The 15,052-nt window shown below is 67.0% G+C and carries 12 protein-coding genes; 6 read left to right on the top strand and 6 right to left on the bottom strand.

Annotated features, from left to right (window positions below):
* On the bottom strand, window positions 1-1,541 hold a 1,541-nt coding region (locus tag C1A33_RS08425), incomplete at its 3' end, for an HNH endonuclease signature motif containing protein (RefSeq protein ID WP_243407326.1).
* Window positions 1,542-2,130: 589 nt separating this feature from the next.
* Complete coding sequence (locus C1A33_RS08420; protein WP_133150600.1) at window positions 2,131-2,364, bottom strand: hypothetical protein; 234 nt, start codon at window positions 2,362-2,364, stop codon at window positions 2,131-2,133.
* Between the two features lie 847 nt (window positions 2,365-3,211).
* Here C1A33_RS08420 and C1A33_RS08415 point away from each other — a divergent pair.
* Complete coding sequence (locus C1A33_RS08415) at window positions 3,212-4,363, top strand: helix-turn-helix transcriptional regulator (RefSeq protein ID WP_101830954.1); 1,152 nt, start codon at window positions 3,212-3,214, stop codon at window positions 4,361-4,363.
* Window positions 4,364-4,478: 115 nt separating this feature from the next.
* Here C1A33_RS08415 and C1A33_RS34060 read toward each other — a convergent pair whose 3' ends face one another.
* Window positions 4,479-5,027: a hypothetical protein gene (locus C1A33_RS34060; RefSeq protein ID WP_133150599.1), complete on the bottom strand. Its 549-nt coding sequence runs from the start codon at window positions 5,025-5,027 to the stop codon at window positions 4,479-4,481.
* Between the two features lie 316 nt (window positions 5,028-5,343).
* On the opposite strand from C1A33_RS34060, the gene C1A33_RS08405 reads away from it, so the two are divergent.
* The 4 genes from C1A33_RS08405 to C1A33_RS08390 all read left to right on the top strand — a co-directional run bounded on the left by C1A33_RS08405 (window position 5,344) and on the right by C1A33_RS08390 (window position 8,001).
* Window positions 5,344-5,553 carry a hypothetical protein gene (locus tag C1A33_RS08405; protein WP_101830952.1) on the top strand — a complete coding sequence of 70 codons (210 nt, stop codon included), beginning with the start codon at window positions 5,344-5,346 and terminating at the stop codon, window positions 5,551-5,553.
* Window positions 5,554-5,743: 190 nt separating this feature from the next.
* Window positions 5,744-6,034 carry a hypothetical protein gene (locus C1A33_RS08400; protein ID WP_101830951.1) on the top strand — a complete coding sequence of 97 codons (291 nt, stop codon included), beginning with the start codon at window positions 5,744-5,746 and terminating at the stop codon, window positions 6,032-6,034.
* Window positions 6,031-6,225 (top strand): hypothetical protein, encoded by a 195-nt coding sequence (locus tag C1A33_RS08395; protein WP_101830950.1) that lies wholly within the window; start codon window positions 6,031-6,033, stop codon window positions 6,223-6,225. Before C1A33_RS08400 ends, C1A33_RS08395 begins: the two co-directional genes overlap by 4 nt.
* Before the next feature lie 93 nt (window positions 6,226-6,318).
* Entirely contained in the window at window positions 6,319-8,001 is a 1,683-nt protein-coding gene (locus tag C1A33_RS08390) for an FtsK/SpoIIIE domain-containing protein (protein ID WP_101830949.1), read from the top strand.
* A gap of 504 nt (window positions 8,002-8,505) precedes the next feature.
* On the opposite strand, the gene C1A33_RS08385 is transcribed toward C1A33_RS08390, so the two are convergent.
* The 3 genes from C1A33_RS08385 to C1A33_RS08375 form a co-directional block, all read right to left on the bottom strand.
* On the bottom strand, window positions 8,506-9,987 hold the full coding sequence (locus C1A33_RS08385) for a recombinase family protein (RefSeq protein WP_279354598.1): 1,482 nt from the start codon (window positions 9,985-9,987) through the stop codon (window positions 8,506-8,508).
* Between the two features lie 126 nt (window positions 9,988-10,113).
* Window positions 10,114-10,845, bottom strand: a complete 732-nt coding sequence (locus tag C1A33_RS08380; RefSeq protein WP_101830947.1) for a histidine phosphatase family protein — start codon at window positions 10,843-10,845, stop codon at window positions 10,114-10,116.
* A 246-nt stretch (window positions 10,846-11,091) separates the two neighbouring features.
* Window positions 11,092-13,122 (bottom strand): phosphatidylglycerol lysyltransferase domain-containing protein, encoded by a 2,031-nt coding sequence (locus C1A33_RS08375; RefSeq protein ID WP_243407323.1) that lies wholly within the window; start codon window positions 13,120-13,122, stop codon window positions 11,092-11,094.
* A gap of 720 nt (window positions 13,123-13,842) precedes the next feature.
* Between C1A33_RS08375 and C1A33_RS08370 the strand changes: the two genes are divergently transcribed.
* A partial coding sequence (locus tag C1A33_RS08370) for an APC family permease (protein ID WP_101830946.1) occupies window positions 13,843-15,052 on the top strand: 1,210 nt, incomplete at its 3' end.

The raw sequence follows: 15,052 nt of genomic DNA, 5'->3' as shown, positions 1-15,052 counted from the left end.
GGGTCGATGTGCGGGGGCGGGATGTAGGAGGGGTGGCCATCGTCCTCCACGGTGATCTGCCACTTGTCGTGGTGGACCTGGCGGTGGTGCGGACCGCAGAGGAGGACGAGGTTGGGGAGGGCCGTCGGACCTCCGTGCGTCCAGTGCCGAATATGGTGCGCGTCACACCACTGCGGTGGGGTGTCGCATCCGGGATAGGTGCACCCATGGTCGCGCGCGGTGAGAGCGCGGCGTAGTTGCGACGGGACGACGCGGCTGGATTGTCCGATGTCGAGAGGCACGCCGTGGGCGTCGAGGATGATTCTGCTGATCTCGGCGTCGCAGGAGAGCCGGGTGAGGACTCCGCGGGGGAGGGGAAGCCCCCAGTCGGTGATGGCGGCGTCGAGGCCGCTCGTGACCAGGGTCTCCCAGGAGACGTGGACGCTGAGGTGAGGGCGGACGCCTCCGCTGGTGGGTACGGCGGCGGCGGTCAGGGCTCGGGCGACGAGTTCGATCAGTGCGTCGGCGCGGCGGCGGGCGGGGCTGCGGACGTCGGGGGTGCCGTCCGCGGCGGGGCGGGGAGCGGCGAGGCTGTCGAGCGCGGTGCGCAGAAGCGCGGCACCTTCGGCGTCGAGCTCACCGCTGATCAGGGTGGTGCCGTGGGCGGTGTCGGTGAGGCTGAGCCGGCGGACCCCGGCGGGATCAGGGGAGGGGCGATCGTCCTCGTCGCCGCGCCCCAGGCCACCACCGCCACCGGTGGCGCTATCGTCTCCGCCGCTGTGGGATGGGTCGCCGGGCTGGCCGGTGCGGCTGTCGGTGTCGGGATCGTCTCCGCCGGGGGAGGTGTCGACGCGGGTGAGCTGCTCACGGATGCGGGCGGCGAGCTTGACGAGCCGGAAGGGATCGAAGATGGGGGCGTAGTCGAGCAGTGTCTGCTCTGCGGTGGCGCGTTCGGTCTCAGTGACGTCGCGGGGAAGAGCCTTCATGGCGTCCCGGATGACGTAGGCGTGTTCGACGGTGATCGCCCCGCGGGCGAGGGCCTCGCCGGTGGCCCCGCAGGCACCGTCGTGGATCGCCAGGGCCAGGTCGACCTGACGGCGGGACTCCCGGGTGGTCAGCGCGAGGCGGTCCCGCAACAGGCTGGCGACGTCGAGGGCGCCGAGGCGGCCGGCCAGGCCACGGACCTGAGCCTCGACGATGAGTCGGCCGCGCAGCGCCGCCGTGCGGCCTCCCAGCCGGCCGGTGCTCTCGAGGAGGGTGTCGAGTTCTCCGTCGGAGAGCTGCCAGGGCTCGTCGGACAGCAGCGCGTCGACGAGTTCGCTGAGCATCGCGAACCTGCCGGGCATCCCGCCAGCGGCGCCGTCCGAGGTCGGGGCGTAGCCGACGGAGGTGGACGGAGAGGAGGCGGCGGCCATGAGCGGATCGCCGGCCGTGGGAGCGGAGGGCTCACCGACCGTGGCCATCGGGGCCGGACCGGAGTCAGGCGGCTCTGGTGGTGGGTCGGGGTCGGGCGGATGGGTTACGGGGCAGGTACTCTCGCTGAGCCGGGTGTCGATGACCATGGACCAACCGTTGCAAGTCGGGTTGTGCACACGATGCCCTGGAGACCCGTCCGGCCCGCCTACCTGCGGTCTAGGCTTCAAGCTCTGCGGCGTCGACGCTCGGGAGGGGCTCTAGCCCACCACTCCGCATCGCGGCCGTGATCTGCTCCCAGACGGAGCCGGGAATACGCTCCTCTCGGTTGAAGAGGTAGCCGTATCCAAGCTCTACGTACCCCGCACGCTGCCGCGCCCGACCACCGGACGCCAGCCACGGAGTCCACGTCTCGTTTAGGCGGACGATTCTTCCCGCGCGAACCGAGGAGAGTAGCCCGACCCAAATGATACCGGGAAGCCGAATATCACGCGCTTCGCCAGCGTATATGTAACGGACTACTACTTCGGCGCCATATCGCCCAAATTGGCACGTGGGCGCGAGTGAGACCTTCCGCCATGACATAATTGATCTCCAGTTGTACCCGCCCCCACTCGCCAGCGAATGCTCACGAGTGAGGGCGGATAGCTCGTTTCAGGCGGTTTCCGGCACCGCCCCGATGTGAGTCTCAGCGGAGTACTTCCACCCCGCCCCGTAAAGCCTGGAAAGCATCTCCCTTTACTCGGGGTCGAGTTCCGCGAGACCTTGCAGCGTCAGCAGAATCCAGTCGTGTTCGAGTTTTCGGAACTGCTCCACGCGCTTATCGGAGATCTCCCACACTGCGGAAATCTCGTCGCCGCTCAGCGCCGTTGGGGCGTACACGCGGTCATGCAGATCACGGGCACTCTCGCCCATGTCCCGGAAAACCTCGTCCGAATCGGCCGTATACATGCCGCACGTGTCGGCTAGCATCGCCGTCTGCTCTCCGCGTAGTTTCAGCTTGGGCGCGGCGTGTAGCACGCGCGCGAATAGCTGGCCGGACGACGCGACACCGAACGCGGCAGCTCTCGTCACTTCATTGAAAATTGGCCTCTCCCTGCTCTAGTGGGGGGCTGCCCCACCCGCGTGGGCACATGCGCAGACGCTCGGGAAGACCGGGCGATAGTCGAGCGGAGTACCGCCCGGCGGACGTCCGCGCACGCGGGTGGGGCAGCCTATTAGCTGCCAGTCGAACAGTCGGGGGATGACTGGCAGCGGGTCTCACGGACCGTTGACACGGTGAATCGGCACGACGTCGTACATCGCGACCCCGACAAGGCTTTGCCCATACTCGTTAGCGGCGCGCACAGTAGGCCACTCCACATGAATAGAGACGGACGCGTCCGTCTCTACAACGAGCACGCCGTAGGGTACGACTTCCCCATCTACGACGTGCGATTCAGGGAGCGCCCTCCAACTCACTCCCGACAGCCGAGTAGGACGACGCACTATCGGCACGGACATACCAGCGTCCGGGTCTGATCGCTCTGTAGCGGCGCACGCGCGTGTCAGACGTAGCGGAATCGCTCGGTCGATGTCTCGCGTGCACTCACCGGCCGTGCACGCCATCCGTACCTCCTTCGTCAGCCCCTGATGCGCCCGCGTGGACGCAGAAGCGCATCAGGGGGGCCTAGGCGGGCGCCCCGGCCGCGTGTGGCCCTCTCAGGGACTCCGGGGCGCCCACTCCCAAGACTGCCCCCACCCGCGCAGACGGACGAGAGCAGTAACGATGCATACTTGATGCATCGCGGGACGCACAGGGGGACAGGAGGTGTGCAGCATGGCGCCAAGGCACGCACTTGCGGAACGCCGGAGGGCATGCGGGCTCAGTCAGGAACGGCTAGCTGAACTCATTAGAGTGGATCGGTCAACGATTGTTAGGTGGGAAAGCGGAGAAACGAGCCCCCGTCCGTCCCTGCGAGCGCCGCTCGCGCGGGCCCTAAAGATGTCCCTAGATGATCTGTCGGAACTCTTGAATACATCCGAAATGGTGCCGGCCGCAGTAGGAGCCAAGCGCCGCGATAGCTCTCAAGTACCGTCAATCGGCGAGCCGTATGTGCAGTCGATTTACCGCCGCATTGAATCGCTTCTCGATTTGGACCACAAGATGGGCGGAAAGCAATCCGCACCGCTTGCCCTGAGTGCGTTTCAAAGCGTCTATGCCAGGCTTGGAAGATCGCCAGTTGAAAAGAACTGTGAACGAGATCTCTACGCGGCCGCAAGCGAGCTTGCCGAGGTTGCCGGATGGTTTCTGTACGAAGCTGCCGAACCGGCGATGGCTCGACAGACCTCACACCAGGCGCTCACACTCGCCCAACTTTCCGGAAAGCGCGACATTGAGCTTCTAGTCATGCAGAATTTGGCGATGCAGGAGGCCCAGAACGGCCGCCCCATGGAAGCCCTTTTTATTGCTCAGACCGTCCTCGAAAGAGCCCCGCTCCCTCCCATGGTTGAGGCTCTATTCCGGTTTCGGGAAGCCCTTATCTTTGCTCAGATTGGCCGATCGTCAGACTCTCGCCGATCGCTGAATATGGCGATGTCTATTCACTCTACGGGCGGCAGTGACTCAGATCCAAAATGGACCTGGTGGGTTGACGGGCGCCAAATATCCTGGTTTCAGGGCAGGGTGGAATCTGACCTCGGGAATGCCAGTGACTCTGTTCAGAAACTACATGATGCTGTGGCGCTTACCCCTCCCGAGCAGACAAGATCCAGGTACTATCATCTCGCAGATTTGATGCGGGTACAAGCTTCCTTTGGAGCGTGGACCGATGCGGCTAGAACTGCGAGCGAGCTAGAGGAGTACCTAGGGGTCATCGGATCTGGGCTGGTTCATGAAATCTTCCGCGAAACCTTGGCGCTTGCCACGCTCGATAGGTCGCGATCGAAAGACGTTGTCGAGATGATCAGAGACGGGGCAAAAATTCGGTAATGTCTATCGAGTGAACCATCCTAGCCATGCCCCGGCGATAAGGCAGGGTGCGGCGACAAAGATCAGAATGATCAGGAAGTAGAAGGCAGGGATCTTGTCGTCTTCGTCGTAGCGGTTAAACATCGGTGTCCTTTGGCTTGTCGGGATGCGCTGGTTTTTGAGTCGGTTTGAATGCGGATGCGGGTGGTGGGGGGTTTTGGGGTCCGGGTCGGTGTGGTGGGGTGGCGCGTCCGTTCCGGCGTGCTCTGGGGTCCGCGTGGGTGGTGTCCTCGCCAGCGGTAAGGCGCCGATCAAGTTCAATCGCGAGCGCCAAGATCAGCTTTTTTTCGAACATCTTGCGGAAGCTGTCTCCGGCGATTCCTCCGTAGAAACGCGCAGCGTCCTCGCGGCGTTCGGTTTTGGTCAGCTTCACCCCGTAGCCCGGAATAACCGGGTTGAGAGCGAGTAGCGCGCGGAGAGCGTCCCCACGCGGCGTGCCGAGGGCATCCGTGGCCGCGTGGAGGAGCCGGTAGAACGCCGTGGCGCGTACCCACTCGCTACCCGGCTTCGTGATGAGCGTCAGGAGCCTCGGAGCACCGTCGAGGATGTCCTCCGGTCCTCGGACGCCCCGCGCGACGAGCACACCAAGATCGTTTATGAGCTGCTGCTCGCGGCTCTCCCCCACGTGCGATCACCCTCTCCGCCCGTGCACGTGCTGTTGCACGAGGTCTTGCAGGACATGCTGACAGTGATACTCCGTGTACGTATCCGGGTCTAGTCCGGGTTTAGTGCCAGTTGGTTCCGGGGTGTCCGCACGCTGATCATCGGTCCGGGATCCGTCCGGGCCGCGCGGCCTACAGATCCGGCACCGGGCGACAACAAATCCGGAAATGAGCCAGGATAATACCTGCGCGGTCGCTTTCCGGCGGGAAACATGGATGGTGTCAGGCGGGCCGCAGAAAAGGGCCCGCGGCCCCTTTTAACTCCCGTTCGGAGAGCCCGTGATCCTGTATTTCCTGTACCTTTTCACGCTGGCGCTGGTGATACCACTGCGGCGTTTCCTGGCGGTGCTCATTCCGGTGTCGTTCGCGCTATGGACGCTGTGGTGGTCCCTCACGACCTCCACCCCCGGATACGGCAAGTACACGATCCCGATAATTTTTATTCTTCTCGCCGCTCATCAGGTCTCCAAGCGGAGGCGCCGCACGTGAACGGCCGGGCCCGATTTTTCTTCTGGGCGTCCATTCTCGTCTGGCTCGTCGACCTTTTTCTACTCGGATTCCTGGCGGGCTCCCACCTGCATCCCGACGGTCCGCCGCAGCGGTGCCCGGTGGCCGTCTCCCGTGTCATTCCGGCGTTCTCCTACTCTCCTTTTCCAGCTCTTCCGCGAGGTGACTGCTCATGATGTATGACGACATTGAGGTGGCCGCGTTGGGACGTCGCGCGGGCGACGCTTTCGACGCGCACATGGACACGTTCACGTGCGGTGAGGTCTTGCACGACATGTATATGGAGATTATCGGGACCGACCCGGCGGGAATTGAGGCGTTGAGCCTTTCCTTGGCTCTTCTGTCCGCCCGTCAGGTAAGGACCCGCGCCGCGTGGATCGAGGCCCAAGACGAGTGGCTGTTCGCCTCGGCCATGGCCTGCGACTCCGACCTTTACGACGACGAGGAGGACCACCACCAGTGATCGTTCCGATTTCGATTCTGCTGCTTCTCCTCGTCGCCGTGATCGTTCTGATTCGGGCGTTCGACCTTAACGCCGGACACGCGTTCGTGTGCGTGGCGCTCGGTTTCTACGTCGGAAAGTCGGGATTCGCGCCGACGTTTCAGAACATCCTGAACCAGATCTTCGGAATCTTCTCGTCCGTCCACCTGTGACAGCCCCGGGGCGCCCGGCCATGGCCGGGCGTCCCGGCTCTTTTCTTGCTGGAGGTAACCGTGTCACGTGTTCACATTCGCGAGCAGCGGAGAATGTCCCGGGACATGCGGAAAATGCGCCGTTACATGCGCAAGTCAATGCGCAGAAGAACGCGGGAGGGCCCGCGTGGAATTGGCGCCGCGGCGGGCATTTTCTGGACCTACAGAAGTGAACTCGCACCGGTCTACACAATGATTTCTCTGACGTTCTCCGCATCGGTCGCGCACCGGATGTGGGGAACCGGAGCGATCATCGTGGTAGCGCTGTTCTGCCTGGTAGGAGGCAGTGTGGCCGCGCGCCGCTACGACCGGCGGAACGAACGTGGATACGCGCGCGTGGTGCTGTTCCTGGCCTGCGGATGGTGGGCGGCCGGTGCGATCACGGGCCCCGGACATCCGCCGCTGCCAACCATTCTTATGCTCGGCGGTGCGTGTGCGGCTATTCCGTGGTGGGCGCACCGCCGACGCCGTTCACGGGTGCGTGTCGAGCGCACGATACGGGCGTGGCCCGTATTGGCGGAAGACGCCGGGTTGGCCGGTTCCCGTGTCATGTCGGCGGTCGTCGACGCATTCGGGTATACCGCGCGGGTCGCGTTGCGACGTGGAATGTCCGCCCGGACCGCCATCGGCCGGTCCGATGAAATCGCCAGCATGCTCGGTGTCCGCCCGAACAGTGTCCGTGTCACAGCCGATCCCGACCGGGAAGACCATGTGATTGTCCGGGTAACCGAAACCGATCCGCTTGCCCGCGTGGCCCAGTGGCCGGGCCACGGCGATATCACACCGACCATTACTGAACCTGTTCCGCTTGGTGTTGCGGAAGACGGGACCGTGGTCGCTGTTTCCCTTCTCCGGCGGCACGCGCTCATTGGCGGTGTCGTGGGCTCCGGAAAGTCCGGTCTGGTGAATGCGATCCTTGCGTCTCTGGTACCGGCCGCCGACGTCGACGTGTGGGGAATCGACTTGAAGGGAGGCATGGAACTTGGCCCGTGGAAAAAGGCTCTCGGAAAGCTCGCGACGACACCAGAAGAAGCCGTCCTGCTCCTAGCCGACGCGCGGGACGAATTGACGGCACGAGCGCGTGAGCTAGCCGCGCGTGGGGAGCGGACATGGCATCCCACCCGGACGCGTCAGGCGCTCGTGATTTTGATCGACGAATTCGCGGAGCTGCCCGGCGAAGCGCTCGACATCGTCGATTCCATCGCGCGTCTCGGGCGTGCCGTTGCCGTAACTCTCGTGATCGCCACCCAGCGGCCTACCCAAGAGGTGATGGGTAACGGAGCTACGCGTAGTCAGATGGACGTCCGTGTGGCTCTCCGGGTGCGGGAACGCGCAGACACTGATCTGATTCTCGGCGCGGGAGCTTACCGAAGCGGGTGGCGAACGGACGGGTTCAGCCTGCCCGGTGCGTTCCTCCTCCTCGATCCCGAGCACAACACCCCGATACCTAGCCGCGCCTACCTGATCTCCGATGAGACCGTCGCCAGCATCGCCGGGAAATTCGTTGCGCCGATCCCACTACCTCCCGCGTCTGACAAGCAGCACCCGGAACAGTCCGAGGACCCGCAAGAGGCACTGTGGGCCGCATTGGTCGACGCGGGCCCGGACGGCGTGGCCGTGCCCGACCTGGTAACCGCCACCGGCCGGTCCCGACGGTGGGTCTACTACGCGCTGCACCAGCTCCAGGACGCCGGACGCGTCGCGACCACCGACGGACGGTGGCGCGCCCATGAGTGACCCCACCAACAGCACAGTCCGTGACGAAACACGTGTGCAAAGCGGTGTGCAACCCGTTGTGCAAGCCTGTGCACGAGGGTGTGCACGCGGGTGTGCACGCACGGCCCTACGCGCGCGCGTGCGCGTCTGCGCGCGTAGGCCCACACCCACCCACTCCCGTGCACACCAGCAACAGGCAGTGACACCATCCGACCCGGCGGGGGGTGCGTACCGGCCCGGGCGGACGAGGGGGGCCACGGCGAGCCTGCCGGCCGAAAAGAAGGCTCGCTGTGTGCCCGGCCGCTGACGAACCAACGCCATCGCCACAACAACCGGAACGGACCCCGGAACATGAATGCCGGGACACCGGCAGCGACGTCGAACCGTGCCGGTGTGGTAAGACCGTCGTGACACTTCCGGCAGCGGAATTCAGGCTTCCCGACGTGCTAACACACTTGAAGGCGGGAAGGATCGTGCTTTTCCTGCCCGCCTTTAATAAGCCGCCTAGCGGCGAGTAGGAGAGGCTTAACCCCCATTTCCCGGGTGGTTCTCCCAGCGGAAGCACAACCCGTTACCCAGGTCAATGATTCCGTTCGCGCCGCTCATGTCCTTGAAACCCGTACCGATCTTGATGCCCCACACTCCGTCATTCTCGGAAAGCGTCAGACCCCACGAGTCCTTAATGGCACGGACCATGCCCCGCCGGACGTCCGTGTCACCACTCTTCCACATGTCGGCAACCGTCTGCCCGACCTCAGCGTAGTCGTACACGTCGCGGACGACCTCGAATTTGTCGATGGCCGCACGCAGAGCCTTACGCTTAGCGACCAATTCCTCCAGTTCATCGTCGTCTTCCGTGGCGGACAATTGACTTTGGATCTTGGCGCGTTCTGCGTGCATCTCGTCTAGCTCATGCGAATTACCTGCGACACGTTGGAACGCGAGTATGGGGGTCGTGTCGTTGCGAAACATACGATCGAGAACGTAGGTGATGGGAACCGCGTCACAGCCCTTGAAGACACCGCACGCCTTGTGCTGCTTGGGATGGCCAGAGCAGCGCAGCGTGGGGACACGTGGCTTTCCGGCTGGAGTGAAACCGGCCCGGTAGTGAACCCGACCGCCACACGACGGGCAATCTAGAATACCGCTAATCCAGTTGACGGGCCGCGCCACGGGGCGGCCACCCTTATTTCTCCTCGAAGGCGTCTTGTTCGCGTCAAGAGCCTTGTTAGCACGCCACCACAACGGCGAGTCAACCACCGGCTCAACCTTATGAGTCCATGTCTGCATTACACCTTCGTCAGTGTATCTGTTTTCGACGACCCCAGTATGGTTAGCGCTAAACCGAATGAGCCTCCTGATTGTTTCCGCATGCAAGTTGTAGTCGCGACCGATAGACAGGATGGAATCATTGCTAGCGACGCGCTCGTAAATGTCCCGGACGGATTCCAGGTCGGAGCAGTACGCCTGCTTTGCGTGGCGCTCCCCTCTGGTCGCCCAAAAAGTCGGTAGCGGGCCGTGGTGCGCATTGTTCGCGATCACCAGAGCGATTCCACGGAACGTGGTCTTCTTTACCGTCCTGGACTTCTCCGCATTCGCATGCTGCGCAACAAGAGTCACGATGCGGCCGGCGAAATCCGTCTTTCCGAACTGAGGTTCAGCAATTGAGATGATGTCCCCGCCTGCGGATCGAATGCTCAGCAGGATTTCCGCTTGCGCGTCCAAATCGTCGCGACGGTCAAGCCGAGACGATTCTGTGACCATAAGAGTCGTGTAGTCCCGACGCTGAATATCAGCGATGACCTCACGCAATGCCGGTTCCTGTGCACCCTTGCTCGCAGAATATCCGTGAAGCTTAAACCACTTGACGATCTCGATTCCGCGCTGAGCTGCCTCCTCAGTGAGGATCATGATCTGTGACGTCTCGTCCTGGCTACCCGAGGACACCCTCACGAACCCTGCGCCTAGCTCGTCCACTGGCCCACCCTTGCTGTCGGTGCGGATCATGGCCCCTCTAGGCGTGGACACTACCCGGCAACCTACGACCGTAGCCGGGGCAGCCCGGACTGTCGAACGTATGTTTGAATCTGTGGACAGGTCGCGTGGCCGCCGCGCGCCGCTCGGGCGGGTCGCCTAGAGCGGCCGGCAGGCGTGGGTGAGAGTCCAGACGGCGCCCGCCGCGGCCGGGACGACCGTGGGTGTCGTGACGCCCGACGGGGAGGCCTGGCCAGAGTGGAGAGGGGGCGGGCCGGTGGTGAGAGCAGTCGCGGTGGTGCTGGCGATGGTGTCGGCTCGGCGGTGGAGGAGGGTGGCGGTCAGGGGGGCGACGTCGATGCGCCAGAAGACGTCGGGTGGGCAGCGCAGGACGGTGAGCAGCACGGCGCGGATGACCGCCGGGTGGGTGACGGCGATGACATGATCCGGCTCGGCGGCCAGGCCGGCAAGCCAGCCGGCGACCCGGTCGAGCAGGTCGGTGCGGGACTCACCACCGGGCGGCGCGGCGGATGGATCCTCATGCCAGCGGCTCAGCCCGGCGACGGCGAGGTCGGCGAGTTCCCGACCTCGCCAGTCGCCCACGTCGAGGTCGCGCAGAGCCGCGTCGATCCGTACCCCGGCCTCACCGGCGCGGGCGGCGAGGCCGAGGGCTCGCGCGGTCTGGCGGGCCCGGGCCGAGCCGTCGACCAGCACCCGCGCCCGACCCGGTAGCGCTCCCGCTCCGTTCGCCGCGAGCGTGCGGGCGGCGGCCGCGGCCCGGCGCAGCCCGTCGGCGTCGAGGCCCTCGTCGTCGGCGAACCGCGCGGCCCGCGTCGCCGGAGTGGGTGCCGTACTGACCAACGCCAGCCGGACGGTACGCCGCGTGTTCACCGGGCGAGGCAATCAATCCCACCCCGTCCTGTCAACGTCTGCCCTGGTCCGCAGTGGCTGGCTATCGTCCTGGACCACGTCATGGTGGCCAGGGTGCCGCGCCGACTCCGCGCATCACCTTCCAAGGCCACGCCCCTGCCTGGTCCCGGAAGGACAGAACGTGTCCGGCTGGCGCCGTCACCACGTGTCCGGCTGGCGCCGTCACCGCCTTGGACCAGGTCGCCCCGCGGCGTCCGCCGGAACCCGTCACCGGTCCGAGGCGACCGGTCCGGCGAGGGCGGCATCGCGGGCGTCCTGCGGCCCGTCACCGCCCGGTCGCCGGCCCTGGCAGGTCCTGACCCTGGCCGCGGTGGTCCTGGCGGAGGCGGCGTCGGTGGAGGCGGCGTCGGTGGAGGTGGTATTGGGCGAGGCCGACGGTAGAAGGTCCGACGCCGGTGTCGTCGGCGGAAGTGGCCCTCGGGGCTTCAGCCGCGGGAGCAGTGAGGGGCGGGGAAGGAGGACTTCAGCGCGGACGGCGGCGAGCAGGACGCGAGGCAGGTCACGGGTCGCGGGCCAGCAGACGTAGCGAGGCTGCCAGGTCGGGTCGAACTTGGCGTTGAAGCGGTAGAGCGACTCGATCTGGAACCAGCGGGAGGCGGCCAGCAGCATCCGTCGCCACAGGCGCAGGACGGGGCTCGCGCCGATCCTTTCGCCGCGGGCGAGGATCGCGCGGAACGCGGCGAAGGTGAGGGCCACCCGGGTGACGCGCAGGCGGCGGGCGTCGCGCAACAGGGCGACGAGCATGAAGTCGACCAGGCCGCCGGCGGCGGTGCGCTCGCGGCGCATGACATCGAGGGTCAGCCCGTCACGGCCCCAGGGCAGGAAGGTGAGCAGGCCGCGCAGCCGGCCGTCCTGGAAGGCACGGACGACGACGCAGTCGGGGTCCTCGGCGGCGCCGACGCGGCCGAGGGTCGTGGCGCAGCCGCCCGCGCCGCCGCGGGAATGCCAGGCGGCGGCCCGCTCCGCGAGCATCGCCCGCTCGTCGGCGGTCAGGTCGGCGATCCGGTCGACGCGGGCGGTGTAGCCGGCGCGTTCGACCCGTCCGACGGCCTGCCGGACGCCGCGCATCGACCGGCCGTCGAGACTGAACGTGTCGACGCGGACGACGGCCTCGTCGCCGAGTTCCAGCACCCGCAGGCCGGCGCGCTGCCAGGCCCGCCCGCCGTCCGGCCCGCAGCCGACCGCCGCCGGCACCCAGGCGTGGGCGGCGGCGAGGTCGAGGAACGGGCCGATCACCTGTGGCCACGCCTCCGGATCGCCGACCGGGTCGCCGCAGGCCAGAGCGACGCCGCCGACCACCCGGTAGGTGATCGCGGCCTTGCCGGACGGAGACCACAGCACGCTGTTGTCCTGGCGCAGCGCCGCATAGCTCAGCGAGTCGCGTCCCCCGTGGCGGGTCAGCAGGGCCCGCAGCCGGTCGTCGTCGGTGTCGGTGCGGGCGCAGACGGGGCTCGCCGGGCGCAGCGCCAGATAGCCGGTCATCCCGACGGTGACGGCGCCGAGGGCGAGCAGGACGGAGCCGACCAGGTCGCCGTCGCCGTGGCCGGGCGGGAAGTGGACCGGCCCGGTGACGCCGACGAGCCCCGCCAGCACGTGCAGGAGGCGTTCGGACGTGCTGCCGGTGCCGTGCCGGAAGCGGATCAGGGACAGTCCGATGGTCAGGTCTGCGACGGCGAGGGCGCCGAGGGCGCCGAGGGCCCGCCAGCGGGTCCGCGGGTCGCCGGCGGCGTGGAAGCGGCGCCGGGTGGCGACCAGAACCGCGAACGGGACGAGGTCGAACAGCGCCTGCGGGACGGCGAAGCCGCGAGCGAGGTCGAGCAGCACCGCGGCGCCGCACAATGCCACCGCGGCCCGCCAGGCCCGCCGCTTGCGCCGGCGAAGGCCGTGGGCGAGGCCGACGAGCAGCAGGCCCGCGCCGACGCTGGTACCCGTCGCCGCGTCGGTGACGATGCCGGGGATCAGCCGGCCGATCCACGTCCAGCGCGTCGGCCGATGGCTGATCGCGGTGATGATGTCGATCAGCCCGACGAACGCGGTGAGCGTGGCGATGAGCGCCGGGCCCGGCGTCGGCAGCCGGCCCGCCGCGGCCCGGCAACGCGTTAACGGACGCCGGCGAGACCCGCCTGGACGGCCTGCGTCGCGCGACCGGCGTGGTGCCGTGGCCGGACCGGCCTGTTCGGGCGAGTCGTTCGCGGCGGTCGCTGCCGCCTCGTCCTTTTCCTTGTCGCGACGTCTCACGTCACCGTCACTCCCATGGCGCGGACCGGGGGCAGGGGTGTTCCGGTGGCCTGGCCTGAGGCTCCGCCACCGTCTCCGCCGCCGGGTTCGCGCCGCGGGCGATGACCCGTCGCCGGGCCGCCGCCGCGCCGCGCGGGAGGCCCGCGCACGGCCTCCCGATCCCGGGGCGTGTCCCGGGCAAGATCACGCGATCACCCTGGACCGGCGTACGGTACATCCCCCGATGCGGACGGCGCGCCACCGGTGCCCGCCTGTTGCCGTGATGGGGACAGACCATCGTCGCCGCCCTGGGCGCCCGCTGGCCGTGGGCTCGGCGCGCCGCTCCGCGACCTTCACCGCGGCAGCCCCGCGTGGCCGTGAAATGTCCCGGACGACCACCCGCTCGCCCGCAGGGGCGTTTCCCGGGTCTTCTTTCGGGCGGCTTCCCGGGCGTTGTCGCGCGACCCTGCCGGAGCGTTTCGGAATTCATGCGGACACCGGACTCACCGCTTTTCTTCTTGTTCGGTGATCGGAGGAGTGTTGTCGGCGGGGGATGGGAAGGGCAGCGTCCAGCCGGGAAGTTCGGCCGCAGGTGCCACGGGGAGGCGACCGGTGACGTCCGACACGTCCGTCGAAGACCAGTACGGCTCTCCGGAAAAGTCCACGGAATCCGGAGGATCAGGCTCCGGAACGGATGGGGAAAACGCGCCCGGAAAATCCGGTACCGTTGGAAGATCCGGGATGGTCGGGGCATTCCAGGCCGGGGACCGGGAGATGCGGCGGCATCTTGGGTTCGCCGGGCTGACGTTCGTCTCGCTCGGGTCGATCATCGGGTCCGGCTGGCTGCTCGGGGCGCTGACGGCCGCGCAGGCCGCGGGCCCGGCGTCGCTGATCTCCTGGGTGCTGGCGGGCGCGCTGGTCGCCGTGCTCGCGCTGGTGCACGCGGAACTGGGCGCGGCCTATCCGGTCGCGGGCGGGACGGCCCGGTACACACATGTCGTGTTCGGGTCGCTCGGCGGGTTCGTCGCCGGTTGGATGGCCTGGATCCAGGCGGTGGCACTTGCGCCCGTCGAGGTGCTGGCCGCCCTGTCCTACCTGGACAACGAATGGCCCGGCCTGGTGCACGACAACGGCACGCTCACCCGGTTCGGTATGGCGGTGGCGATCGTCGCGCTGCTGGTGTGCACAGTGGTGAACATGCTGGGTGTGCGCTGGCTGGCGCACACGAACGCGGTCACCGTCGTCTGGAAGTTCCTCATACCGACGATCACGGTGGTCGCGCTCATGGTGGTGTCGTTCCACACGGCGAACTTCAGTGCCGGCGGCGGATTCGCGCCGTATGGCGCGCGGGGGGTGTTCGCGGCGCTGCCCGCCGGGGTGGTGTTCGCGCTGCAGGGTTTCGAACAGGCGGTCCAGATGGGCGGGGAGGCCCGGGATCCGCGCCGCGACCTGCCCCGCGCCATCTTCCTCGCGACGCTGCTCGGCACGGTGCTTTACCTGATGCTGCAGGTCGCCTTTCTCGGGTCGCTCGACCCGGCCCGTCTGGTCCATGGCTGGGCCCACCCGATTGGGCCGGGCGACTTCGGCCCGTTCGCGACACTGGCGACGAACCTGGGCCTCGGCTGGCTCGCCGTGCTGCTCTACATCGACGCCGTGGTCTCCCCGGGCGGGACGGCCCTCATCTACGTGGGCACCTCGGCGCGTCTGGCGTACTCCCTCGGCCGGACCAGGTACCTGCCGCGCCAGCTGACGGCACTGGACCGCCGCGGCACGCCGGTCGTCTCCATCCTGCTGGCGTTCGCCGTCGGCCTGCTGATGATCCTGCCGTTCCCGAGCTGGCGGACCCTCGTCACGCTGATCAGTTCGTCGACGTTCGTGATGTACGCGTTCGCCCCGATCTGCCTGACCGCGCTGCGCCGCGCCGACCCCGACCGCCCCCGCCCCTACCGGA

This window comes from Frankia canadensis, from assembly GCF_900197875.1.
Taxonomy (GTDB): Bacteria; Actinomycetota; Actinomycetes; order Frankiales; family Frankiaceae; genus Frankia; species Frankia canadensis.
Note: the sequence above shows the minus strand (reverse complement) of the source record. Positions and strands in the feature narration are given on the sequence as shown.

What these genes read in the sequence shown, in the direction of transcription:
- C1A33_RS08385 (WP_279354598.1), bottom strand. Translation starts at nt 9,987, where the DNA reads ATGATCCGCACCGACAGCAAGGGTGGGCCAGTGGACGAGCTAGGCGCA.
- C1A33_RS08415 (WP_101830954.1), top strand. Translation starts at nt 3,212, where the DNA reads ATGGCGCCAAGGCACGCACTTGCGGAACGCCGGAGGGCATGCGGGCTC.
- C1A33_RS08420 (WP_133150600.1), bottom strand. Translation starts at nt 2,364, where the DNA reads ATGCTAGCCGACACGTGCGGCATGTATACGGCCGATTCGGACGAGGTT.
- C1A33_RS08390 (WP_101830949.1), top strand. Translation starts at nt 6,319, where the DNA reads ATGTCCCGGGACATGCGGAAAATGCGCCGTTACATGCGCAAGTCAATG.
- C1A33_RS08400 (WP_101830951.1), top strand. Translation starts at nt 5,744, where the DNA reads ATGATGTATGACGACATTGAGGTGGCCGCGTTGGGACGTCGCGCGGGC.